This is a genomic window from Microbacterium sp. NPDC077663 (assembly GCF_044542795.1).
Lineage (GTDB): Bacteria > Actinomycetota > Actinomycetes > Actinomycetales > Microbacteriaceae > Microbacterium.
Genome location: NZ_JBITVE010000002.1, coordinates 703033 through 727203, shown reverse-complemented (window position 1 = coordinate 727203; position 24171 = coordinate 703033). Strand labels below are relative to the sequence as shown.

The following is a 24171-nucleotide window of genomic DNA, read 5'->3' as shown; positions in this document are numbered from 1 at the left end:
ATACTGTCCCCAGCGCCAATTTCAGTCGAGGAGGAGGTGGATCCGTGGGATCGATGGACGAGCTCATCAGTCCGGCGGGGGTCGACACGCTGCGCGAATCACTGAAGAGCGTCGTGCGCGGACTCGACACGCCGCAGCTGGATCGCGTGCGTCGCTCGCTGGACGGACTCCGCCTTCGGGACCGGGTGAACCTCGTCCGGGATGCCGCACTGGCCGACGTCCCGGCAGGGTTCCCTGCCGCCGAGGGTGTCGTCGACGGTCTGCTGCGCTTTCCCCAGACGACCGGCTGGATCATCTGGCCCCTCAGCGAGTTCGTGACCGCGCGCGCCCTCGAGGACGGATCCGAGTCGGCGTTCGACGCCGCGATGTCGCTGCTCGCGCGGCTGACGACCCGCCTGAGCAGCGAGTTCGCGATCCGCGACATGTTGATCGCACGACCGGAACGAGCCCTGGCGCACGTCGGGTCGTGGCTGGGACATGAGAACGAGCACGTGCGCCGCCTCGCCAGCGAGGGCACCCGCTCTCACCTGCCCTGGGCCAAGAAGGTGCCGTGGCTGCTCGAGCACCCGGATGCCACGGGTCCGATCATCGACGCGCTCTACCGCGATCCCGCCGAGTACGTGAGGCGCTCCGTCGCCAACCATCTCAACGACCTCAGCCGGCTGAGCCCGGATGTGGCGACCGGACGCGCACAGGCGTGGGCGGTGCATCCGGACGAGCACACGGCCCGCGTCATCCGACACGGGATGCGGACTCTCGTGAAGCGAGCCGATCCGACTGCGCTCGCGCTCGTCGGATACTCGGGTGACCGACTGCGGGTCGAGCGGCCGCAGCTCGACGCCACGGTCGTGCCGCACGAGGGGTCCGTGACCTTCCGGGCGGAGGTCACGAACGAGGGCGACGCCGATGCGGTCGTCGCCATCGATTACACGATCGGCTTCCGTCGTGCACGCGGCTCGCTGAGCCCGAAGACGTTCAAGCTCGCCTCCCGCACCCTCGCCCCGGGCGCGAGTGTGACCGTCACGAAGACGCACTCGTTCCGTCGCATCACGACGCGCAGCCATCACCCGGGCCGGCACGTCGTCACCGTCCAGGCGAACGGGGTGCGGTCGCCCGAGGCGGAGTTCATCCTCGAGTCCGACGACCGGTCGGATAGCACCCCTGCGTGAGTTGACTCTTCGCAAATTTATTGTCGTGCAGGACAGGATCCGGATATATAGTGTCCTGAGGGACGGTATCTCCGTCGCACAGGACACGAGGAGACTCGTGGAGGAAGGGATGGGAACAATGAGCACGACACTGGAGATCAACGACCTGCCCGCCGCCGCCGAAGGCTTCGTCGACGCGTGGCAGGCACACGACGCGGCTCGCGTGAAGGCGCTCTTCGCCGACGACGCGGTGGTCTCGGACGAGGGACGCACGCACCGCGGCCGCGCCGAGATCGACGCGTGGGTCGACGAGACCATCGACCTCTTCACGACGACCGTCACCTTCCTGGGTGCGCGCACCGTCGACGACATGGTCGGCGCCTCGTACCGCCTCGAGGGCGACTTCCCCGGCGGTGTCGTCGAGCTGGAGTACCAGTTCTGGATCGACGAGCAGGGTCGGATCACCAAGATGGACTTCGCCGCCGCCGCTGTGTGAGCGCCGTGCCGTCACGGGATGCAACGGATGCCGCGAGGCGCGCCGCGGCATCCGTTTCTACGTCGGCGTGTCGCCGCCGATCCATTGCATCCGCGAACGCCCGCAGCCGGGCGCCCGCCCTCAGCGCTCCTCGGCGGCCTCGGTGTGGTGACGGATGACCTCGGCGACGACGAAGTTGAACCACTTCTCGGCGAACTCGGGGTCGAGGTCGGCTTCGAGGGCAAGACGGCGCAGGCGCGCGGTCTGCTGCTCCTCACGCGAGGGATCGGATGCCGGCATCCCGTGCTCCGCCTTGAGGACGCCGACCTGCTTCGTGCAGCGGAATCGCTCGGCGAGCATGAAGACGAGGGCCGCATCGATGTTGTCGATGCTGGATCGCAGGATCTGCAGCTGGGCGTTCGGGTCGGTCATGATTCCTCCGGCGTCGAGCGTATCGCGGCGGGCACGGGCACTCAGCCGTGCAGGAAGTCCTTGCGCGCCGGTACCTGCTCGGGCTCGAGCCACACCTTCACGACCACACCGACCGACGACGGCGCGATCTCGGGCAGCGTGACCCGCAGCGCGTCGACGTCTTGCGACCACTCGACCGAGCCCGCACCGAGTACGGTCAGCTCGGTGATCCGCCGCCCCAGCAGACCGCTCCCCCGACTCCACGACCGGATCGTCGCGACGCCGTCCTCGGGCCAGCGCAGCACGATCGCGTAGACGTAGTCGCCGGTGACGTCGGTGCGCGTCGTGAAGCGCACGTCCGCCGAGGTGTACGGCGCGAACCCGTCGTCGATCATCGATCCTGCGACCACCTCGGTCGGCCCCTCGCCGGGGATGAGCCACGGACGCGATCCGAAAATCGCTTCGCCGTTGACCGTCAGCCAGTCGCCGATCCCCTCGAGCAACGCCCGCTCAGGCTCGGCGATCGTGCCGTCGGCCTTCGGCCCGATGTTCAGCAGCAGGTTGCCGTTCTTCGCCACGACGTCGACGAGCTCACCGACGAGATCGTCGAGGGACTTGTACTCGTGATCCTCGATCCAGCCCCACGAGGTCTTGCCGACGGACGTGTCGTTCTGCCACACGTCGGGACGGATGCCGCTCATCGCGCCGCGTTCGATGTCGTAGACGGCGCTCCCCTCGGCGAACGCGGTCCACTTGTAGTTGATGACGACGCCGCGGCCCCACTCGTGACCGCGGTTGTAGTAATACGCGGCGAGCTGCCGGATGTACGGCTCGAACGCGGGCTGCTCGAGCCACCAATCGAACCACAGCACCTGCGGCCGGTAGCGGTCGATGATCTCGACCGTCCGCAGCAGCCAGTCCTCGAGGAACAGTTCGTTGGGCGCCGTCTCCTCGCGCTGCGCGGGACCGTAGAAGTCGGAGAACCGCGCGTCGCGGACGTCGGAGTCGAACCGCATCCCGCCGTTCATGAAGAACCAGTGCTCGGCCCGGTGCGAGGACGCCCCCCGAACCATCCACGTGTCGTCGACCGCCGTCATCAGGTCGCCGAACACGTCGCGGCGCGGACCCATCTGCGTCGCGCTCCACCGCGAGCGGGCCGTGTCGTACATCGCGAAGCCGTCGTGGTGCTCGGCGACGGGGACGACGAACTGCGCGCCCGAGCGGCGGAACAGCTCCGCCCACTCGGCGGGGTCGTAGCTCTCCATCGTGAACGACGGGATGAAGTCCTTGTATCCGAACTCGTCGTGCGGGCCGTAGGTCTCGCGGTGGTGCGCGAACGCACCGTCGGCCTCGAGGTACATCGTGCGCGAGTACCACTCGCCCTGGGCCGGCACTGACGGGATGCCCCAGTGGATGAAGATCCCGAACTTCGCGTCGCGGTACCAGAGCGGCGGTTCGTAGGCGCGCAGCGATTCCCACGTCGCCGCGTACGGCCCCGCGTCGATGACGTCCTGGACGGCGGCGAGGGCGGCGGAGTTGTCGCTCACGTCGACGCGCGGCGGGAGGGATGCCGAGTCGAGCGGCTCGAGGGGGGATGCGGCCATGCCTCGATCCTCCCGCCCTCGCCCAGCGGAATGCAACGTTTACCTGGAGGTCTCAGAGGTCGACGCGGCGACCGAAGCGGCGTTCCCCGCGCGGTCGCGGCGAGCAGGTCGCCGCCGATCGCAGCCGGACGATTTCGTGCGGCTGCAGGCCCGCCGCCTCGCCGAACTGCTCGACCGAGACGAATCCGCCCTGCTTCGTCCGCGCCCGCACGGCCCGGCGCGCCTTGGTCCGGTTCATCCCGGGCAGGTCCGCGATCTCGTCCGTCGACGCGGTCTGCACGTCGACGGGTTCGGCCGGTTCGCTCGTCTGCAGCAGATCCGCCGACGTCGCACCGACGGACTCCGCGAGCCGGTTCGACTCCTGCGGCGGCGCAGGCTTCGAGGCTCGCTTCGAGCTTCGTCGGCTGCCACGGGCCGGGCGAGCGGATGCCGTCGCGGCGGGCTCCTCCGCCCGCCGCCAGGCGGCGGGTCGATTCTTATCGGTCCGGGCGACACGACGCTCCCACAGGGTCCGCAGCCACGCCGGGTTGAGTGCGAGCGCGACCACGATGCCGGCGAGGTGGACGACCGCGGCCACGATGTCGGTGAAGCCGCCCCAGACCTCGACGCCGATGGTGAATCCGAGGATGCCGCTTGCGAGGCCGGCGACGTACGCGACGCCACGCCGCGACACCGCACCCACGATGAAGAAGCCGATCCACGCGAACCCGGGTCCGAAGAAGACCGGCACGAGCCACGAGCTGACACCGAGCATCCAGCCCCAGGTCGGCACCGCCTCGCGCGACGACGTGCTCACGCCCGGTCCCGCACGTTCAGCACCATCGTCACAGTGTCGTCCTCATCGCGGGTCTCGGAGACGAGTTCGAACCCGGCCTGGTCGGCGCGGGCGCGGATGCGCTCGGCGACCGCCTGCTGCACGTGCCGCGCGTAGGCGGCATCCAGTCGCGTCATGAGCTCAGCCGCCTCGGCCTCGGAGACCTCGTGCCCGTCGAGGCGCGACAGGTGCGCGCCCCACACGTCGTCCTCGGTACGCGACATCACGAGCTCGAGCCCGTCGACCGTCGCGGTCAGCTCGCCGTCGACGCGCGACGCGTCCGTCGCACCGAGGTCGCCGAGAGCCGCGGTGAGCAGATCGGCGTCCTTCATCCGCGTCTGCACCGCGATCGGCACCGCCGCGGGCCGCGCTCCCGGCTCGGTCTTGGCGTCCCGGTTCTGCGCGACCGCGCCGAGTACGCCGGTGCCGCCGAGGGCCGCCGCGGCGGCGAGCGCGGCGGGCACGAGGATCAGCGAGATGCTCATCGAGAGGGTTCCTTCCTGAGGGATGCGGCGCGGTCGCCGCGCACGCCCAGATCGTCCAACAGCGCGGCGAGCGCCGCGTCGGTCGCCCACCCGTTCACCGCGACAGCGCCGTCGGGACCGATGCGCACCTCGAGGGCGTCCTGACCGCCGTCGCGCGCGATCCGTTCGACCGCGGCCGCGTACCGCGGGGTGAGGGCGCGGATCGATTGGTTCCGCGAGCCGATCCACGGCCGCCGCGTGTCGGGCAGACCCGCGAGGTACGGCCCGTCGCAGAGCAGGTCCGTCGCGGCGAGCAGCCGCGCGATGTCGGGGCGCTCCTGGCTCCACTCCTGCAGCCGGCCGAGGGTGTAGCCCGAGAACGCCATCACCCCCAGCCCGGCCGCGCGGAACGCCTCGGCGACCACGGCGAGCGCCCCGGCCTGGTCGAAGGGTTCGCCGCCCAGGAGAGTGATCCCCTCCGCGCCGGCGGAGACCGCGGCATCCACCCACTCCGCAGCAAGCGCGGCCGGGTCGTTCAGCTGTGCGCCGCGGGTCGCCCAGAGGTGCGGGTTGAAGCACCCCGGGCAGTGCACCGCGCAGCCCTGCATCCAGACCGTCGCCCGTGTGCCGGGGCCTTCCGCGTCGGTCGAGGGCACGAAGCGCGACCAGCGCAGCGCCTCGTCACCGTGCGGGGGCGGCGTCACGCCGAGGAGGCTCCCCTCCCCGCCGGCGCCGCGGGATTCGGCGAAGATCATCGGCCCCGGTCCTCCTGGCGCAACTGGTCGTCAGCTGTCGCGGCGACCCGCGTGTAGTCGTCGGTGAACTGCGACGAGGCGGTCTCGGCCTCGAGCAGCGCCTCGAGCTGCTCGATGTAGTCGAGGCACTCCGGGCCGGTCATGCCGACCGTCTCTGCGGCGACGGACCCGTCCGCCTTCAGCTGCACCACGAGCTTCTTCATGTCCGCTCCCCTCAGTAGTCCACGGTCCGGCCGCCGCGACGCGACGACAGGATGCCGTCGCCCTCCGCGCCGCCGACCTCGACGTCGTGGGCGTCGAGGTCCTCCGCGCCCGTCGCCCGCACGGCGCGCTGCGCCGCCCACGCGCGGATGCGCTGGACCTCCTCGGCCTGCGTCACCGCGAGGGGGATCATCGACGCGACGACCCGGCTCACGACATCCGCCGTGATGGCCTGGCGCCCGCCGAACCCCTCGTACAGCGCGGCCACGACGGCCTGCTCGATCTCTGCACCGGAGTGGTTCTCGCTCGCCTCGACGAGGGAGGCGACGGCGCCCCGGTCGCCGGCGACGGCATCGAGCCCGTTGGCCGGCGTCGCATGCGCCGCCAGCTGCAGCGACCAGATCGCCTCGCGCTCGACGGTCGTGGGCAGGTCCACGAAGAAGATCTCGTCGAACCGCCCCTTGCGCATGAACTCGGGCGGGAGGGCGTCGATGTTGTTCGCCGTCGCGACGACGAAGACCGGATGCCGCTTCTCCTGCATCCAGGTGAGGAAGGTACCGAACACGCGCGCCGTCGTACCCGAATCGCCCTGACCGGTCGTGTTCGAGAACCCCTTCTCGATCTCGTCGACCCACAGGATGCAGGGCGCCACCGCCTCGGCGGTCGCGATCGCGGTACGCAGGTTCTGCTCGCTCGACCCGACCAGGCCCGAGAAGATGCGGCCGATGTCCAGACGCAGCAGCGGCAGGCCCCACGACGCCGCCGTCGCCTTCGCGGTCAGCGACTTGCCGCAGCCCGGGACACCCGTGATGAGCACACCCTTCGGAGCGGGCAGACCGTACTCGTGCGCGCTGGGCAGCCACGAGCCGTTCCGACGTTCGAGCCACCGCTTGAGGTTGTTGAGCCCGCCGACGTCGTCGAGGTCGATGTTCGCGGTGACGAACTCGAGCACGCCGGACTTGCGCACCACCTGACGTTTCTCATCGAGCACGACGCCGATGTCGTCCGCACTCAGCCGCCCATCGTTGACCATCGCGCGCGCGAACGCGTTCTCGGCCTCGGCCATCGTCAGCCCGAGCGCCGCATGGACGAGCGCCTCGCGTGCCGCGTCGTCGGCGGTGACCTTGATCTCGCGCGCGTTGTTGTCGATCATCGTGTCGAGCAGGTCGCGGATCTCCGCCGCGGTCGGCAGCGGGAAGTCGAACAGGTGCGTCAACTCGTCGAGCTCGGGCGGGATCACCCGCACGGGGGCGGTGATGACGAGCGTGCGCGAGACGTCGCCGTGCCGGAACTCGAGTGCGGTCTCGCGCACCGTCCGCACGATCGTGGGATCCCCCTGCCGGTGCTCGCCGCCGAAGTAGGCGTGCAGGTCGCAGAAGATGAACACGCTCGGGTCGGTGACCCCGGCGACGTGCTGCAGCGCCCGCGCCGGGTTGGTCGTGTTCGAGACGCTCTTGCCGTCGGGCCCGATCAGCCCGAGCGCCGAGGTCCAGGTCCAGACCGCGCGGCGGTTGCGCTGCGCATGGGCGGCGTCGGTGATCGCGGCGACGGCGCGCACCTCCTCGCCGGTCTCGAGGTACAGCAGCGGCAGGCGCGCCTTGAAGGCGGCGTCCAGGGTGGCGTCGAAGGTCACGTGCGTTCCCTTTCCATGGTGGTCATGATGTTCCGGATGCCGGCTCGTCCAGCGTGATCGTCCACCGACCGGCGCTCTCGTCGGCGTCGACGCGGAAGATCACCCGCCCCTGAGCCGGCCAGGACTCGCGGATGTCGACGCCGTCGACCCCTCGTACGAGGTCGATCACCTCGCCGGGGAAGGCCGCATCGACGGTGAAGAAGCCGTCGCCCTCGAAGACGAAGCGCGCACTCAGCGCGTCCCCCTCGTACGACAGCAACGCCGGACCCTCGCCCGTCGCGGTGCCGCCCTCGATGGGCGTCGGTGTCTCGCGGCTGACGGTCGCGGTCCAGTCCGTCAGGCGGGGGGCGAACCAGAGCCGGCCGCCCGCCTGCGAAGAGACGACGGTGACTTTGCGCGACTGGCTCACGAGGCCCAGGTACTGCGGGCGCTCGTCGTCGAGGCCGGCGGCGATGTCGACCTGCTGGTAGACGTTGAGGTAGTCATCGGCCCCCTCGGTGAGCGGTCCGATGACCCAGACGTCGTCGCCTGCCGGGAGTTCGACGAAACTGCTCGCCGCCGTGCCGCTGAGCTCGTCGTCGGCCGATCGCGCCTCCTGCGCGGCGGGATCGTCCCAGGGCTCGTACTCGTACCGATTCGGGTCGGTGAGGACGAGGTCCCCGGTGCGCGGATTGATCCCGATGACCGGCACGAGGATGAAGGCGAGCACGACGGCGACACCCGTCCCCGCCAGCCAGGTGACGGTCGAGAAGCGGCGGATCCGGGCATCCGCGGTACTCACGGTGTCGACTCCGGGGTCGGCGACGGCGTCGGTGTCGGTGAGGACGGCGGGAACTCGAGCCGCCACCCGGCGTCCTCCCACGAGTCGACCGAGAACACCACGAGCGGCGCGTCGGGCCAGGCGATCGACTGATCGAGGGGCGCCTCGCCGTCGAACGTGTACTCGCTGCCGTGCGGCGTGACGACCTGGATCGAGACCCTGCCCTCCCCACGTGCGCTGAGCCGCGCGGTCGACGCCTCGCCCGCGTGGGTGAAGACGGCGGACTCGAAGCCCGATGCGACGTCGTTCACCCACCCGAGACCGCCGGATGTGACGCGTCCGCGCCACGTCTCGTCGCTGAGGCCGTCGACCCACAGCTCGACGTCGGGCTGATCGACGAGCACGACGACCCGATCGTCCACCAGAGAGAAGAAGCGCGGCGGCTGGTCGTACTCGCCCTCCGTCACGATGCGGCCACCGGGACCGGTCACACGCACACTGCTGATGTAGGTCCCGTCCTCGGGTGTCAGGACGACAGGCTGATCGACGTCGAGACCGGTGAGGCGGATGACCGCTCCGTCCCGCCCCTCGTAGACTCCGCCGCCCAGGTCGTCGGCCGCGATCGGGTCCGGGCTCGTCCACGGCTCCCGCGCGTAGTCCGCGTCGACGCCGACCGGACCCACGTCGAAGCCCCCGTCATCCACATAGACGAGGGCGACGATCCCTGCCACGACCAGGCCCGCGATCCAGACGAAGGCAGTGAATCCACCCAGTCGCGCGACCGCTGTCCGGCTCGCGCTCGTCTGCCCGCCCGCGCTCATGTTCCCCTCCGCCCCGACACGTTACCGGGCGAGGTCATCAGGACGAGAAGGGTAGGAGCGCCGTCGGCGCCGGTGCTATTGTCCGGTGCCGGACGCGCCCGGGGACCCCGGTCCGTTCGTCGATCGCCAGCGAGACGACCTCGTCGGCGCGCTGACCTGCGACCAGCATCGTGTCGCGGGCGACGACGTGGTGGCGCGGCCACGACGTGCCCGACTCGGCGAGCGCGACCGGCTGCAAGGTCTCGCCGCCGCCGCGGACCTTGACGGTCGCGATCGTGTCGCTGCCGCGCAGCCCCGCGTACAGATAGACGCCGTCCGAGGACATCGCGAGCTCTGCGCCCATGTCGCCCGGGAACGCGCCGAGCTGCGCTCCGCCGACGAGACGCCACTCCCCCGCGGCATCCGGAGCGACGGCGAACACCTCGCCGGAGTACTCCGTCACGACGTACAGGTGCCCGCTGGGGTGCATCCGCAGGTGCCGCGGTCCGGTGCCGGTCGGCAGGATCAAGCGCTGCACCTCGCGACCGCCGCGCCAGAACCGGACGAGATCGAGACCGAGGTCCGTCGTCGCGATCACACCGCCGGGAAGGAGTGCCGCCTGATGGGCGTGCGAGGATCGGCCGGCCGTCGGAGCCGCGGCATCCGTCTCGTCGTCGGCATGCGGAATGAGGTGCGCGTACTCGGGACCTGCGGCGGCACGCAGCGCCCGCGCCGCCGCGGTGAGGTCGGATGCCGGGTCCCCGGCGTCGGCGTCCGTCCACGCGCGTGCGGTCCGCGGTCGACCGTCGGGCGCGAGCTCGACGCGGACGACCGCGCCGTCGCCGTAGCACGACACGATCAGTGCGTCGTCGAGAGCGAGCACGTGGCAGGGGCTCTCACCGACGGCGACCTCTCCGCCCAGTGCGGCGAACGTCCGCTCGCCCGTCCGCCGGAACGCGCGGACGCTGCCGCGACCCTCGAGGACGGCGTAGACGACGTCGAGGGACGGATGCCGCGCGATCCACGACGGCGAGTCGGCCGCGACGACGTCACCGCCGAAACCGAGGGGTCCGCTCGCCACCGGCGAATCGGCACTCCCGGCATCCAGCAACCCGATCCCCGTCGCCGCGCCGCCCATGTCGGCGGAGTACCCGCCGAGCAGGAATCGCACGGTCAGTCGAGCAGGTCGTGACGCACGATCACCGCGTCGCGTGCGGCTCCGACGCCGATGACCGAGATGCGCGTGCCGCTCATCTTCTCGAGCGCGAGCACGTAGTCCTGCGCGGTCTGCGGCAGGTCCTCGAAGGTGCGCGCGGTGGAGATGTCCTCGCTCCAGCCGGGGAAGGTCTCGAGGACCGGCGTCGCGTGGTGGAAGTCGGTCTGGTTGACCGGGACCTCGTCGAAGCGTCGACCGTCGACGTCGTAGGCGACGCAGACGGGGATCTCCTTGAGCCCGGTGAGGATGTCGAGCTTGGTGAGCACGAGGTCGGTGATGCCGTTGATCCGCGTCGCGTAACGCGTGATCGGCGCGTCGTACCAGCCGACGCGCCGCGGACGCCCGGTCGTCGTGCCGAACTCGAAGCCGCGCGAGCGCAGGAAGTCGCCGCTCTCGTCGAACAGCTCGGTCGGGAAGGGACCCGACCCGACTCGGGTCGTGTACGCCTTCACGATGCCGACGATGCGGTCGAGGCGGTTCGGGCCGACTCCCGATCCGGTCGAGGCGCCGCCCGCCGTGGCCGAAGATGATGTGACGAACGGGTAGGTGCCGTGGTCGATGTCGAGCATCGTGGCCTGCCCGCCCTCGAAGACGACGACGTCACCGGCATCCAGAGCCTCGCTGAGCAACAGGCCGGTGTCGGCGACCATCGGGCGCAGACGCTCGGCGTACGACAGGAGGTCCTCGACGACCTCGTCGACCGTGATCGCGCGACGGTTGAAGACCTTCACCAGCAGGTGGTTCTTCTGGTCGAGGGCGCCCTCGACCTTCTGGCGCAGGATGTTCTCGTCGAAGAGGTCCTGTACGCGGATGCCGGTGCGGTTGATCTTGTCGGCGTAGGTCGGGCCGATGCCGCGACCGGTCGTGCCGATCATCTTCTTGCCGAGGAAGCGCTCGGTCACCTTGTCGAGGGTGCGGTGGTACTGCGTGATGATGTGCGCGCTCGCGCTGACCTTGAGCCGCGAGACGTCGACGCCGCGCGCCTGCAGCGCGCCGAGCTCGGCGAACAGCACCTCGAGGTCGATGACCACGCCGTTGCCGATGACGGCGTTGACGCCGGGCGACAGGATGCCGCTGGGCAACAGGTGGAGGGCATACTTCTCGTCGCCGATCACCACGGTGTGGCCGGCGTTGTTGCCGCCGTTGAACTTGACGACCCAGTCGGTGCGCTCACCCAGGAGGTCGGTGGCTTTGCCCTTGCCCTCGTCTCCCCATTGAACTCCGACGATCACGATGCCTGGCATGGGCTCTCCCCCGTTATCGGACGGTTACACCCCATCTTATCGGGCGGCCCGGGCGGCACCGACGGCATCCGCAGCGCAACGCGGCGTCACACGATTTGGCGCCGCCGCACCCATTCGGTTGCATCGAAGGGACTGGGCGCACTCGCTGCCCGACGATCCCCACCCCGCATCCGAGAGGACGACCGTTGATCGCGCTCGAACGGGTCTCGAAACGCTACGGCGGCGTGCCCGCCGTGGACGACGTCTCGTTGACCATCCCCACCGGCGAAGTGTTCGGCATCGTCGGTCAGAGCGGCGCCGGCAAAAGCACTCTCGCGCGGATCGTCAACCTGCTCGAGCGTCCCGACAGTGGCACGGTGACGGTCGACGACGTCGAACTCACCGCCCTCGGCGAGACCGAGCTGCGCGCCGCCCGGCGCCGGATCGGCATGGTCTTCCAGCGCTTCAACCTGCTGAGCAGCCGCTCCGTGCGCGGCAACGTCGAGCTCGCCCTGGAACTCGACGGCGGGTCGCGCGGCGCCCGGCGCGACCGCGCGCAGGAGATGCTCGACCTCGTCGGGCTCGGTCACCGCGGCGACGCCTCGATCCACGAGCTGTCGGGCGGTCAGCAGCAGCGGGTGGGCATCGCCCGTGCCCTCGCCTCGCGCCCGAGCGTGCTCCTGTCGGACGAGGCGACGAGCGCCCTCGACCCCGAGACGACCGAGTCGATCCTCGACCTGTACCGCCGCATCAACGAGGAGCTCGGGCTGACCGTCCTGCTCATCACGCACGAGATGGACGTCGTGAAGTCCAGCTGCCACTCGGCGGCCCTCCTCGAACAGGGCCGCGTCGTCGAGCAGGGACGCCTCGTCGACGTCATCCGCACCCCCGGCTCCCGTCTCACCTCGCAACTGTTCCCGCTCGGGCCTGTGCCCGAGGGCGTGCCGGCCGACGCGACCGTCATCGACATCACCTTCGCCGGCGGCACCGCCGATCGCCCCGTCATCGCCCGACTCGCCCGCGACCACGACGCCGACGTGTCGATCCTCGGCGCGGTCGTCGAGCGCATCGCCGGGACGCAGGCCGGTCGTACGCGGCTCGAGGTGCCGGGACACGTGGCGGCCGCCGTCATCGCCGACCTGCGCGCCCAAGGTCTGCTCATCGAGGTCCTCCAGGGGGTGGCCGCATGAACCAGCAGCTGATCGACGTCCTGCTCAAGGCGACCGGCGAGACCCTCTACATGGTCGGCGTCGCCCTGCTCGTGACGATCGTCGTGGGGCTGCCGCTCGGCGTGGTCCTCGTCGGCACCGAGGCGGGCCGGTTCCTCGAGCGCCCGTTCGGCTCGCGCACGGCCGGCATCGCAATCAACCGCACGCTCGACTTCATCGTCAACTTCGGCCGATCGGTGCCCTTCATCATCCTGATGGTCGCCCTCATCCCCGTCACCCGGGCGATCGTCGGCACCTTCATCGGGTCGACCGCCGCGATCGTGCCGCTGTCGGCCGTCGCGATCCCGTTCTTCGCGCGCATGGTCGAGATCGCCGTCAAGGAGGTCGACCCCGGCCTGCTCGAAGTCGCCTCGTCGCTCGGCGCGAGCCGGTGGCAGCTCGTGACCAAGGTCCTGCTCCCCGAAGCCGCCCCCGCCGCCCTGCTCGGCCTGTCGACGACGGTGACCTCGATCATCAACTTCTCGGCGATGGTCGGCACGGTCGCCGGCGGCGGCCTCGGCGACGTCGCGATCCGCTACGGCTACCAGCAATACAGCTGGATCCACATCGTCGCGGTCATCATCATCATCTTCGCGATCGTCATGGTGCTGCAGAGCCTCGCCGCCTGGGGCGCGAGGCGCCTCGGCCGCCGCGGCACCCGCCGCAGCGTGCGCGTCGCCGCGGCATCCGCCGTCTGATCCGATCCCCGCACCTCCGGCCGTCCTGGCGCCGGTCCCCGCACCACTGATGAAAGGCATCCCCATGTCCCGCACCCTCCGTTCCGCCCTGCTGGCCACCGCCACCGCCACCGCGCTACTGCTCAGCGGCTGCGCCTCGACGACCCCGTCCGCCGGTGGCGAGGGCGACGGCGACGGCCTCGGCACGCTCAAGGTCGGCGCGCTCCAGACGCCCGCCGGCGACATCCTGAACCACATCGCCGAGACGAGCGCCGCGGAGGCCGGGCTCACGATCGAGTTCGTCCCCTTCACCGACTACAACACGCCCAACACGGCCCTCGCCGACGGCTCGATCGACGCCAACCTCTTCCAGAACGCGACCTTCCTCGAGACGTTCAACGAGCAGGCCGGCGGCAGCCTCGTGAGCGTGGGCGAGGCGTACCTGCCGAGCGCCGCCTTCTACTCCGACAAGGTGTCGAGCCTCGACGAGCTCGCCGACGGCGCGAGCATCGCGATCCCGAACGACCCGACCAACGAGGGGCGCGCGCTGAAGCTGCTCGCCTCCGAGGGACTCATCGAGGTGAGCGATGACGTCGTCGACCTGAGCGGCATCACCGCCAACCCGAAGGACTTCGAGTTCCGCGAGATCGAGAACGCGACGCTGCCGCAGGCGCTGCCCGATGTGGATGCCGCCTTCGTCACGATCTCCTTCGCCCTGCCCGCGGGCCTCACGAGCGACAAGGCGATCCTGCTCGAGGGCGAGGACAGCCCGTACTACAACGTCCTCGCGACGCGCCCCGAACTCAAGGACGACCCCCGCGTCGAGAAGCTGTACGAACTGCTGACCTCGCAGGACACCGCGGACTTCGAGAACGAGACCTGGGGCGGCCTCGTCGTCCCCGTCGTCAAGGGCTGACAACCTTCGGCTGCGCGCGGCCCGGATTCCCGGGCCGCGCGCTAGGGTTCGGTCATGCGCACCCGAACCTGGCCGACGGTGTGGTCGGTCATCAGATTGCTCGGCGCCGCGGTCCTCATGACCGCCGTGGTCGGGCAATTCGTCACCACGATCCGCACGGCGATCGCGAACGATCGCGATGTGGCCACGACCATCGCGAACTTCTTCAGCTTCTTCACGATCCTGTCGAACCTCGTCGGTGCACTGGCTCTGTTGGCCGCCGTGGTCTGGTTCTTCATGCGCCCGCCCCACGAGGATCGTGAGCCCGCCGGGATCGCCGTCGCCCTCGCCGCCGCCACGACCTATCTCACGATCACCGGCGTGGTGTACAACCTGCTGCTGCGCGGCCTGCCGACCGCCGATGACCACGTCGCATGGGCCAACGAGATCCTCCACGTGGTCGCGCCGCTGTTCCTGATCGTCGATCTGCTCGTCGCGCCGACCCATCGGGCCCTGCGCTGGCGGTCGGTCCTCGTCATCCTCGCCGTGCCCATCGCCTGGATCGTCTACACGCTGATCCGCGGACCCTTCGTGACCGACCCGGTGCGCGGCGTCGCGTTCTGGTACCCGTACCCCTTCCTGAACCCCAACGGCGTCGCCGGGTGGGGCGGGGTGTGGGTCTACGTCGTCGGGATCGCGGTGACGTTCGTCGTCGTCGGCGCGATCGTCGTCGCCGTCGGACGGCTGCGCGGCCGCTCGTCGAGATCCGCGGTCACCGTCTGAGCGGACTCAGCGGCGCGAGGACTCCCGCACGATCAGGTGCGTTGGCAGTGGTGTGTCCTCGGTGAGCCCATCCGGTTCCTCGACGGCGAGCAGCACCTTCTGCATCATGAGCTCGCCGAGCGCACGGAAGTCCTGCCGCACGGTCGTCAGCGGCGGCAGCAGATAGGCGGCTTCGGGCACGTCGTCGAACCCCACGACGGCGATGTCCTCGGGCACGCGCAGACCGCGCGAGCGCAGCGCCGAGAGCAGACCGATCGCCATGTGGTCGTTGCCGGCGAAGACCGCGTCGCCGGGCGCGAGGTCGAGGGATCGACCGATCTCGGCGCCGCTGGCCGCCGTCCAGTCGCCGTGCAGCGGCGCCATCACCGTCAGCTGGTGCACGGCGAGTTCGTCGCGCCAGCCCCGGATGCGCTCGATCGCATCCGGGTTCCGAGCGGGACCCGCGATGTGCAGGATGCGTCGGTGCCCCGACTCCGCGAGATGACGCACCGCCGACCTCGCACCGCGGTACTGGTCGATCGAGACGAGCTGCGGATGGCGGCGCTGGGTGGCCGCGGCCGCGACCATGGGCACCCCGAGATCGAGGCCGCGCACGACTTCGAGGACCCCCAGGTCGGTGACGACCAGGACGATCGCATCGACACGCTGCCGCAGCAGACCCTCGACGACCGAGCGGACGCTCGCCGGATCCGTATCGGGAGCGGTCACCGAATCGACCGAGTATCGCTCCACCCTGGCCGCGACGTTGAAGTGCATCGCGATCGACGTCGGGCCGAAGTCCGCCGTCCCCGGGGTGATCAGGCCGATCGTGCGGGTGCGCTTGGTGACCAGGGCGCGCGCGGCGGGCGACGGGCTGTAACGCAGCTGCGCCATCGCCTGCTCCACACGAGCGCGCGTCGCGGGGCGGACGTTCGGCAGGTCGTTCAGCACGCGCGACACGGTCTGGTGCGAGACACCGGCCAGGCGCGCGACGTCGAAGATGTTGGCGGACTTTGCGCCCCGCTCGTCGCTCACGACGCGTCCCCAGGGCGCGCGACGAGCGCCAGCAGCGAATCGACGCTGAGGGAGTCCGCCGGGATGGTGTCGACGAGGCGACCGCCGCGCATGATCGCGATCCGGTTCGAGACCCGCAGCACCTCCTCGAGTTCGGCCGAGATGAACAGCACCGACAGGCCGTTGTCGGCGAGGTCGGCGACGAGCCGCTGGATCTCGACCTTCGCGCCGACGTCGATGCCACGGGTCGGCTCGTCGAGGACGAGCACCCTCGGCGACAGGGCGAGCAGGCGGGCGAGCAGCACCTTCTGCTGATTGCCGCCCGAGAGGGTTCCCGCCGGCCGGTCCGGGTCGGCGGGGCGGATGTCGAGGGCCTCGATCCAGCTGAGTGCGAGTTCGCGCCGGCGGGTCCGCGAGAGCCGGTGCAGAATGCCGCGGTCCGCCTGCAGCGCGAGCGTGATGTTGTCCTGCACGCTGAGCTCGCCGATGATGCCCTCGGTCCGCCGGTTCTCGGAGGAGTAGACGATGCCCTGCCCGATCGCCCGGCGGGGCGTCGCGAGCACGGCGGGCGTTCCGCGCACCTCGATCCCACCGGCATCCGGTCGGTCGACCCCCGTCAGCGCGCGGGCGAGCTCCGACCGGCCCGAGCCGAGGAGCCCTGCGAGGCCGACGACCTCACCCTCGCCGATCGCCAGCGTCGCTGCGGTCAAGCCCGTCCCCGAGGCGAGGTCGCGTCCGGCGAGGGCGACGGGAGAGGACGCCGCGGCATCCTCTCGGGGAGGGACGTCGAGCTCGTCGGCGCCGCGCCCGAGCATCTTCTCGACCAGGTCGATGCGCAGGAGTTCTGTCGGCACGTACTCGCCGATCAGGCGACCGCCGCGGAGCACCGTGATGCGGTCGCAGATCTCGTAGACCTGGTCGAGGAAGTGCGAGACGAACAGCACCGCGACGCCGCGGGAGGTGAGTTCGCGGATGACCCGGAAGAGCTCCGCGACCTCGTCGAGGTCGAGGCTCGACGTCGGCTCGTCGAGCACGACGACGCGGGCGTCGACCGAGATGGCGCGCGCGATCGCGACGAGCTGCTGGATGGCGAGCGAGTGCCGCGACAATCGGGTGCGCGGATCGATGTCGAGCCCGAGACCCTCGAGGATCTCGCCCGCTCGGCGGTGGGTCTCGCGCCAGTCGATGGCCCCGAACCGCCTGCTCTCACGTCCCAGCAGCACGTTCTCGCCGACCGAGAGGTTCGGCAGCAGGTCGATCTCCTGATAGACGGCGCTGATGCCCGCCGCGAGCGCGTCGGCCGGTGAGGCGAAGTGCACCGGTTCACCCCCGACGCGGATCGTGCCGGCATCCGGACGCAGCGCACCCGTGATCGCCTTGATGAGCGTCGACTTGCCGGCGCCGTTCTCGCCCATGAGCGAGTGCACCTCGCCGGGCAGCAGGCGGAAGTCGACGGCGTCGAGCACCGTCTCGGCGCCGAAGCGGACGGTCGCGCCGGTCACCTGCACGACCGGCGCGACCGCTGCTCCGCGCGCATCCATACGGACCATCATGCCCGCGGCGGGCCTCCCTCGAGGTTCACCGTGACGTTCGTGCCGTCCGCGCCACCAGCAGACGCTGCACGACGACGAACACGAGCAGCAACGCACCGATCGTGATGCGGGTCCACGACTGGTCGACGCCGAGGAAGGAGATGGCCGTCTTGATGGTGCCGTAGACGAACACCCCGATCATCGACCCGAGCACGAATCCGCTGCCGCCCGTGAGCAGGGTGCCGCCGATCACCACCGCGGCGATCGTGTCGAGCTCGGTCCCGATGCCGTTCAGCGGGTACGACGCGCCCGTGTACGCGGTGAAGACGACTCCCGCGAGCCCCGCGCAGACGCCGCTGATCACATAGGCGAGCAGCTTCGTCCGCACGACCGGCAGACCCATGAGACGTGCCGACTGCTCGTTGCCGCCGATCGCGTAGATCGTGCGCCCGAAGCGGGTGAACTGCAGGATCAGGATGCCGGCCAGCACCACCAGCAGGGCGAGGATGCCGGTCGGGGTCAGGTAGAAGCTGCCCGGGCCGCCCTGCAGGCGGGTCGACTGCAGCCACAGGATCGCCGGCTCCTCGACGCGGATGGACGACAGGCTCACCATGAACGCGAGCCCGCGGGCCGCGAACATCGCCGCGAGCGAGGCGATGAAGGGCTGCACCCCGAAGTACTGCACCAGAACGCCGACGAACAGACCCATGAGCGCTCCGAGGACGAGCATGACCGGGATGACGAGGGCCACCGGCATCCCCTGGCTCAGCATGCTGGCCCCCAGCATCCCGGTGAAGGCCATCACGGCGCCGACGGAGAGGTCGATGCCGCCGGTGAGGATGACGAAGGTCATGCCGACGGCGAGGATCAGCAGGTACGCGTTGTCGAGCAGGAGGGCGGACAGCACGCGCGGGGTCACGAAGTTGCCGAAGTAGGCCTGCGCTCCGATGAGCATCGCGACGAGGATGACGACGGCGGCGAAGACGGGCACCCACGAGGCGTGCCGGCTGCGGAAGCGCTGCACCGTGTCGGCGAACCCGCCGGTGCGACCGAGGTCGGCGGTGATCGCGCTCACGAGGCCACCTCCGCGGTGCGACGGGTGCCGCCCCGGACGGCATCGGCTCCCTTGGCGAGCAGCGACCGCGTCCGCGGCGACTGCACGAGCACGACGATCACGACGACGATCGCGAGGAACAGCGGACTGACCGCCGGCGGCACCCCGAGGAAGGTGATCGTGGCCTTGAGGGTCTGGATCGTGAAGACGCCGACGACGGTGCCGGCGATCGTGAACTTGCCGCCCATGAGGCTCGTGCCGCCCAGGACGACGGCGAGGATCGCGTCGAGCTCGATGTAGAGGCCGGCGGCGTTCGCGTCGGCCGCCATGATGTTGGACGAGTAGAGGATGCCGGCGAACCCGGCCAACAGGCCGCTCGCCGCATAGGCGCCCCAGATGATGCCGCGCGACCGGACACCCGCGAGACGACTGGCCTCGGGGTTGATGCCGACCGCCTCGGTGAGAACGCCCAGCGCCGTGCGCCGCTGCAGGACCGCGACGATCACGATGGCGACGACCGAGACGTAGAACGCGAACGGGAGGCCGACGAGATATCCCTGCGCCATGAACCGGTAGGGCGCGCTCGTGATCGTGGTGATGAAGCCACCCGTGATGAGGAGGGCGACGCCGCGGCCGGCGAGCATCAGGACGAGTGTCGCAATGATCGGCTGCACGCCGACGACCGCCACGAGGAAGCCGTTCCAGACGCCGAGGAGGAGGGCGACCCCGACGGCGAGCGCGATCGCGATCAGCACCGTCGAGAGGTCCTCGGGAGCCGGCGACGACGAGATGAACGTCAGCGCGACCGCGCCCGAGACCGCCATGATCGCGCCGACCGACAGGTCGATGCCGCGCGTCGCGATGACGAGGGTCATGCCGAGCGCGACGAGCATGAGCGGTGCGCTGTTGCGCAGGATGTCGATGAGAGGGCCGTAGAGCTGACCGTTCTGCACCGTGATCGAGATGAACGAGGGCCGTGCGATCGTGTTGACGATCACCAGCACGAGCAGTGTCGCGATCGGCCAGACGAGACGGTGCGCCAGGAAGCGCTTCAGGGTCGGGTTCATGCCGCTGTCTCCGGGTTGAGGCGGGACGTCGTCGTCTCGCCGGACTCTTGTGCGATGAGGGCGACGAGGTCGTCGACCGTCACGTCGGTGGCGTCCAGTTCGCCGATCTTAGAACGGTCGCGCAGCACCACGATCCGTTGCGCGATGCGGACCACCTCCTCCAACTCAGAGGAGATGAAGACGACCGAGAGGCCCTCCGCCGAGAGCTCGGCGACCTTGCGCTGGATGTCGGCCTTCGCGCCGACGTCGATGCCGCGCGTCGGCTCGTCGAGGATGATCAGCTGCGGCGCCGTGGCGAGCCAGCGCGCGAGCAGCACCTTCTGCTGGTTGCCGCCCGAGAGGTTGCGCACCAGCGCGTTCGGATCGGCGGGGCGCACCCCGAGTGCGGAGATGTACTCCGAGACGATGGCGTCGCGCTCGGCCTTGCCGATGGGACGCATTGCGCCGCGCTTGGCCTGGATGCCGAGGACGATGTTCTCGGCGACGGTCAGGTCGGCGATGATGCCCTCGGCGCGTCGGTCCTCGCTCGAGAACGCGATGCGCTTGTCGATGGCGTTCCGCGGGTTGGTGATGCGGGCGGCATCCCCTCGCACCTCGTGGGTGCCGGCGTCGGCGCGGTCGGCACCGTAGACGAGGCGGACGAGTTCGCTGCGGCCCGAGCCGAGCAGACCCGCGATGCCGACGACCTCGCCCTCGTACACCTCCATGTCGACGGGCTCGATCACGTTCTTGCGTCCGAGACCGTCGATCCGCAGGACCGGCGTCGCGGTGCGGTCGATCGCGCGCTCGGAGGTGCGCGACAGGGCCTCGAGCTCGTCGAGCTGGCGGCCGATCATTTTGGCGATGAGGTCTCCCCGCGGCAGGTCGGCGGGCAGGTACTCCCCCACCAGCTGGCCGTTGCGCAGCACCGTCAGGCGGTCGGAGATCTCGTAGACCTGGTCGAGGAAGTGCGTGACGAAGAGGATGGCGACGCCACGGTCGCGGAGGCCCCGGACGACGGCGAACAGCTGCTCGACTTCGCTGCGGTCGAGGCTCGAGGTCGGCTCGTCGAGGACGAGCACGCGGGCGTCGGCGACGGTCGCGCGGCTGATGGCGACGAGTTGCTGCACCGCGATGGAGTGCGACGACAGGGCCGAGCGCGGGTCGATGTCGAGCCCGAGGGCGGCGAGGTGACGCGTCGCCTCGCGGTGGGTGGTGCGCCAGTCGATGAAACCGGCCCTGCGCACCTCGCGGCCGAGCATGACGTTCTCGCCGACCGACAGGTTCGTGCAGAGGTTGACCTCCTGGTACACGGTGGAGATCCCGGATGCTTCGGCGTCGGCCGTCGAGCGGAAGACCCGCTGCTCACCGGCCACCTCGATTGTCCCGCCGTCGATGGCGTAGACCCCGGTCAGCGCTTTGATGAGGGTGGACTTGCCGGCGCCGTTCTCGCCCATGAGGGTGTGGACCTCGCCGGCGCGCAGCGTCAGATCCACGCGATCCAGGGCGAGCACCCCGGGGAACCGGATGGTGACGTCCCGCATCCGCACGACCTCGTCATGCGCGGGGACGGTGGCCGGGGAGTCCGGCGTGGCTGCGACATCGACCATGCGGCGCGCCTTTCCGTGATGACCGCCGGGGACCGGAATCCGGTCCCCGGCGGTGGTGCGGTGATCCGTTGAGGATCGTGAGGGTGGCGATCGATCAGTAGGGGCGGGAGTCGAGGACCTCGGCGGCCTGCTCCTGCGTGAACGACTGGTCCTCGACGATCGTGCGCTTCTCGACCTCGTCGCCGGCGACGACGGCCTTGACGAGCTCGGCGGCCTTGTCGCCGAGGAGCGGGTTGCACTCGACGATGAAGTTGAACTCGCCGCTCGCGAGGGCGGTCATGCCGTCCTTCACCGCGTCGATCGTGACGATCTGGATGTCCTTGCCGGGGGTCAGACCCGCCGCCTTGATGGCGTCGAGAGCACCCAGGCCCATGTCGTCGTTGTGCGCGAACAGGACGTTGATGTCCTTGCCGTACTTCTGGAGGTAGCCCTCCATGACCTTCTTGCCGCCGTCGCGGGTGAAGTCCCCGGTCTGTGAGTCGAGCACGTTGACGTCGGTGCCCTCGATCGCCTCGTTGAAGCCCGTCGCCCGGTCGAGAGCGGCCGACGAACCGGTCGTTCCCTCGAGGACGACGAGGTTCGCTCCCTTGCCGTCGAAGTTCTCCTTGACCCACTCGCCCGCGGTGCGTCCCTCCTGCTCGAAGTCGAGGCCGACCCACGATGCGTACAGGTCATCGCTCGCCGATACCGTGCGGTCTTCGAGCACGACCGGGATACCGGCATCCTTCGCCTCGGTCAGGACGTCGTCCCAGCCGTCCACCGTGATCGGGGCGATGACGATCGCGTCGACGCCCTGGTTGATGAAGTTGCGGACGGCGGAGATCTGCGCCTCCTGCTTGTTGTCGGCCGCGTTGAAGATCAGCTCGAAGCCGTTCTCCGCCGAGAAGGCCTTCTTCATCGATTCGGTGTTGGCGGCGCGCCAGCCCGACTCCGATCCGGTCTGTGCGAAACCGACCTTGATGACGTCGTCACCGCCCCCGCCGTTGCCCCCGGCACCGGGTGCTGCGCCGCCGGCGCAGCCCGTTGCGATGAGTGCGAATGCCCCCAGCATGGCCGCAGCCGCGAAAACTCTCTTGTTCATCCCCTAAACCTCCTTGTTCGGGTCCGGCCACCGCCGGTGTTCCGGGCCGCCGTGGCCTTCGGATGCTCGAATGTTAGCCTTCACATTTCTCGCAGCGCTAGATTGTGAGCGATAACATTCCGGTAACGCGCTGTAAGCATGGTCTAGCGCCCGGTCCGCAGCATCCGCCCCGCGCGGTCTGATGTGAGCACTCACATCCGGTGCGCGTCAGCGTTCGCGCGGAGATCCATTCCGACGCGCCGACGCCCGGCGTCCGCTCACCGGCGCGTCGCGCGGATCTCCGCCGCACGGCCCGGGCGTAACTGCGCCGGGGTCCCGACCGCCCGCTCGATAGGATGGAGGCCATGTCGAAGGTCCTCCAGTCCCTGCCCGTCGGCGAGCGCGTCGGCATCGCCTTCTCGGGGGGTCTCGACACCTCGGTCGCGGTCGCCTGGATGCGTGACAAGGGCGCCGTCCCCTTCACCTACACCGGCGACCTCGGCCAGTACGACGAGGACGACATCGAATCGATCCCCGGTCGCGCGCTGCAGTACGGCGCCGAGGGCTCGCGCCTCATCGACTGCAAGCCGATGATGGTCGAGGAGGGCCTCGTCGCCCTCTCGTGCGGCGCGTTCCACATCCGCTCCGGCGGGCGCACCTACTTCAACACGACGCCGATCGGCCGCGCCGTCACCGGCACCATGCTGGTGCGCGCCATGAAGGAGGACGGCGTCGACATCTGGGGCGACGGCTCCACCTACAAGGGCAACGACATCGAGCGGTTCTACCGTTACGGTCTGCTGGCGAACCCGGCCCTGCGCATCTACAAGCCGTGGCTGGATGCCGACTTCGTCACCGAGCTCGGCGGCCGGACCGAGATGAGCGAGTGGCTCGTCGCGCACGGCTTCCCCTACCGCGACTCGGTCGAGAAGGCCTATTCGACCGACGCGAACATCTGGGGCGCGACGCACGAGGCGAAGACGCTCGAGCACCTCGACGTCTCGCTCGAGATCGTCGAGCCGATCATGGGCGTCCGCTTCTGGGACCCCTCGGTCGAGATCGAGACCGAAGACGTCTCCATCACCTTCGAAGCGGGTCGCCCCGTCGCGATCAACGGCGTCGAGTACGCGGATGCCGTGGCCCTGGTCATGGAGGCCAACGCGATCGGCGGGCGCCACGGCCTCGGTATGAGCGACCAGATCGAGAACCGCATCATCGAGGCGAAGTCCCGCGGCGTCTACGAGGCGCCGGGCATGGCGCTGCTGTTCATCGCCTACGAGCGCCTCGTCAACGGCATCCTCAACGAGGACACCCTCGCCACGTACCACGAGCAGGGCCGGCGCCTCGGTCGCCTGATGTACGAGGGCCGCTGGCTCGAGCCGCAGTCGTTCATGCTGCGCGAGTCGATCCAGCGCTGGGTCGGGTCCGCGATCAGCGGCACCGTGACTCTGCGCCTGCGCCGCGGCGAGGACTACACGATCCTGAACACCGAGAGCCGCAACCTCTCGTACTCCCCCGAGAAGCTCTCGATGGAGCGTGTCGGGGATGCCGCCTTCGGTCCGACCGACCGCATCGGTCAGCTCACGATGCGCAACCTCGACATCGCCGACTCCCGTGCGCGCCTCGAGCACTTCGTGTCGCTCGGCATGATCGGCGGCGCGACCGCCGAGCTCGTCGGCGAGCTCGAGCGAGGCGGCGCAGCGGCGATCACCGGGCACGCCCAGCCCTTCGACGAGAAGCGCGAGGGTCTCGCCGAGGCGTTCGACGAGGCGGGCGAGTCCGCGTCGTTCGACTTCGGCGCCGACTGAC

The 24171-nt window shown here is 69.9% G+C and carries 24 protein-coding genes; 7 read left to right on the top strand and 17 right to left on the bottom strand.

All coding sequences use genetic code 11. From position 1 onward, the window contains the following. The first annotated feature begins 53 nt into the window (after window positions 1-53). Complete coding sequence (locus ACIGEP_RS11065; protein ID WP_396661987.1) at window positions 54-1169, top strand: hypothetical protein; 1116 nt, start codon at window positions 54-56, stop codon at window positions 1167-1169. A gap of 118 nt (window positions 1170-1287) precedes the next feature. Continuing rightward, window positions 1288-1644 (top strand): nuclear transport factor 2 family protein, encoded by a 357-nt coding sequence (locus tag ACIGEP_RS11060; protein WP_396661664.1) that lies wholly within the window; start codon window positions 1288-1290, stop codon window positions 1642-1644. Between the two features lie 120 nt (window positions 1645-1764). Here the strand turns inward: ACIGEP_RS11060 and ACIGEP_RS11055 are convergent, their stop codons facing one another. The 11 genes from ACIGEP_RS11055 to ACIGEP_RS11005 are packed head-to-tail and all read right to left on the bottom strand — an operon-like array spanning window position 1765 to window position 11525. Next, window positions 1765-2055, bottom strand: coding sequence for a chorismate mutase (locus ACIGEP_RS11055; protein WP_251577468.1), 291 nt, complete (start codon window positions 2053-2055; stop codon window positions 1765-1767). Between the two features lie 41 nt (window positions 2056-2096). Then, on the bottom strand, window positions 2097-3638 hold the full coding sequence (locus ACIGEP_RS11050; protein WP_396661663.1) for an alpha-L-fucosidase: 1542 nt from the start codon (window positions 3636-3638) through the stop codon (window positions 2097-2099). A 52-nt stretch (window positions 3639-3690) separates the two neighbouring features. Then, window positions 3691-4434 carry a ComEA family DNA-binding protein gene (locus tag ACIGEP_RS11045; protein WP_396661662.1) on the bottom strand — a complete coding sequence of 248 codons (744 nt, stop codon included), beginning with the start codon at window positions 4432-4434 and terminating at the stop codon, window positions 3691-3693. Then, entirely contained in the window at window positions 4431-4937 is a 507-nt protein-coding gene (locus ACIGEP_RS11040; RefSeq protein ID WP_396661661.1) for a hypothetical protein, read from the bottom strand. Before ACIGEP_RS11040 ends, ACIGEP_RS11045 begins: the two co-directional genes overlap by 4 nt. Next, window positions 4934-5671, bottom strand: coding sequence for a 4Fe-4S single cluster domain-containing protein (locus tag ACIGEP_RS11035; RefSeq protein ID WP_396661660.1), 738 nt, complete (start codon window positions 5669-5671; stop codon window positions 4934-4936). The genes ACIGEP_RS11040 and ACIGEP_RS11035 overlap by 4 nt, the downstream gene beginning before the upstream one ends. After that, on the bottom strand, window positions 5668-5874 hold the full coding sequence (locus ACIGEP_RS11030; RefSeq protein ID WP_396661659.1) for a DUF2997 domain-containing protein: 207 nt from the start codon (window positions 5872-5874) through the stop codon (window positions 5668-5670). The genes ACIGEP_RS11035 and ACIGEP_RS11030 overlap by 4 nt, the downstream gene beginning before the upstream one ends. An 11-nt stretch (window positions 5875-5885) precedes the next feature. Next, the gene (locus ACIGEP_RS11025) at window positions 5886-7505 is read right to left on the bottom strand and encodes an AAA family ATPase (protein ID WP_396661658.1); all 1620 of its coding nucleotides are present in this window, start codon (window positions 7503-7505) and stop codon (window positions 5886-5888) included. Window positions 7506-7527: 22 nt separating this feature from the next. Continuing rightward, window positions 7528-8352 (bottom strand): hypothetical protein, encoded by an 825-nt coding sequence (locus ACIGEP_RS11020; protein WP_396661657.1) that lies wholly within the window; start codon window positions 8350-8352, stop codon window positions 7528-7530. Then, window positions 8283-9086, bottom strand: a complete 804-nt coding sequence (locus tag ACIGEP_RS11015; protein ID WP_396661656.1) for a hypothetical protein — start codon at window positions 9084-9086, stop codon at window positions 8283-8285. Before ACIGEP_RS11015 ends, ACIGEP_RS11020 begins: the two co-directional genes overlap by 70 nt. Window positions 9087-9123: 37 nt before the next feature. Continuing rightward, complete coding sequence (locus ACIGEP_RS11010) at window positions 9124-10236, bottom strand: lactonase family protein (RefSeq protein WP_396661655.1); 1113 nt, start codon at window positions 10234-10236, stop codon at window positions 9124-9126. Window positions 10237-10238: 2 nt separating this feature from the next. Further along, entirely contained in the window at window positions 10239-11525 is a 1287-nt protein-coding gene (locus ACIGEP_RS11005; RefSeq protein ID WP_396661654.1) for an adenylosuccinate synthase, read from the bottom strand. 185 nt (window positions 11526-11710) lie between these two features. Between ACIGEP_RS11005 and ACIGEP_RS11000 the strand changes: the two genes are divergently transcribed. From ACIGEP_RS11000 to ACIGEP_RS10985, 4 genes are all read left to right on the top strand, one after another. Continuing rightward, window positions 11711-12694: a methionine ABC transporter ATP-binding protein gene (locus ACIGEP_RS11000; protein ID WP_396661653.1), complete on the top strand. Its 984-nt coding sequence runs from the start codon at window positions 11711-11713 to the stop codon at window positions 12692-12694. Next, the gene (locus ACIGEP_RS10995; protein ID WP_396661652.1) at window positions 12691-13410 is read left to right on the top strand and encodes a methionine ABC transporter permease; all 720 of its coding nucleotides are present in this window, start codon (window positions 12691-12693) and stop codon (window positions 13408-13410) included. Before ACIGEP_RS11000 ends, ACIGEP_RS10995 begins: the two co-directional genes overlap by 4 nt. Window positions 13411-13474: 64 nt before the next feature. Continuing rightward, a complete protein-coding gene (locus tag ACIGEP_RS10990) occupies window positions 13475-14305 on the top strand; it encodes a MetQ/NlpA family ABC transporter substrate-binding protein (protein ID WP_396661651.1) in 831 nt (276 codons plus the stop codon). A gap of 54 nt (window positions 14306-14359) precedes the next feature. Then, window positions 14360-15067, top strand: a complete 708-nt coding sequence (locus ACIGEP_RS10985) for a Pr6Pr family membrane protein (protein WP_396661650.1) — start codon at window positions 14360-14362, stop codon at window positions 15065-15067. 6 nt (window positions 15068-15073) lie between these two features. On the opposite strand, the gene ACIGEP_RS10980 is transcribed toward ACIGEP_RS10985, so the two are convergent. From ACIGEP_RS10980 to ACIGEP_RS10955, 6 genes are all read right to left on the bottom strand, one after another. Then, window positions 15074-16081 carry a LacI family DNA-binding transcriptional regulator gene (locus ACIGEP_RS10980; protein WP_396661649.1) on the bottom strand — a complete coding sequence of 336 codons (1008 nt, stop codon included), beginning with the start codon at window positions 16079-16081 and terminating at the stop codon, window positions 15074-15076. After that, entirely contained in the window at window positions 16078-17601 is a 1524-nt protein-coding gene (locus ACIGEP_RS10975; RefSeq protein ID WP_396661648.1) for a sugar ABC transporter ATP-binding protein, read from the bottom strand. The genes ACIGEP_RS10980 and ACIGEP_RS10975 overlap by 4 nt, the downstream gene beginning before the upstream one ends. Before the next feature lie 37 nt (window positions 17602-17638). After that, window positions 17639-18667 (bottom strand): sugar ABC transporter permease YjfF, encoded by a 1029-nt coding sequence (locus ACIGEP_RS10970; RefSeq protein ID WP_396661647.1) that lies wholly within the window; start codon window positions 18665-18667, stop codon window positions 17639-17641. Next, window positions 18664-19713 (bottom strand): ABC transporter permease, encoded by a 1050-nt coding sequence (locus ACIGEP_RS10965; protein ID WP_396661646.1) that lies wholly within the window; start codon window positions 19711-19713, stop codon window positions 18664-18666. Before ACIGEP_RS10965 ends, ACIGEP_RS10970 begins: the two co-directional genes overlap by 4 nt. Continuing rightward, the gene (locus ACIGEP_RS10960) at window positions 19710-21302 is read right to left on the bottom strand and encodes a sugar ABC transporter ATP-binding protein (protein WP_396661645.1); all 1593 of its coding nucleotides are present in this window, start codon (window positions 21300-21302) and stop codon (window positions 19710-19712) included. The genes ACIGEP_RS10965 and ACIGEP_RS10960 overlap by 4 nt, the downstream gene beginning before the upstream one ends. 94 nt (window positions 21303-21396) lie before the next feature. Beyond that, window positions 21397-22383 carry an ABC transporter substrate-binding protein gene (locus ACIGEP_RS10955; protein WP_396661644.1) on the bottom strand — a complete coding sequence of 329 codons (987 nt, stop codon included), beginning with the start codon at window positions 22381-22383 and terminating at the stop codon, window positions 21397-21399. A gap of 344 nt (window positions 22384-22727) precedes the next feature. Between ACIGEP_RS10955 and argG the strand changes: the two genes are divergently transcribed. Continuing rightward, window positions 22728-24170 (top strand): argininosuccinate synthase, encoded by a 1443-nt coding sequence (argG, locus tag ACIGEP_RS10950; RefSeq protein ID WP_396661643.1) that lies wholly within the window; start codon window positions 22728-22730, stop codon window positions 24168-24170. The last annotated feature ends 1 nt before the right edge of the window (window position 24171 follow it).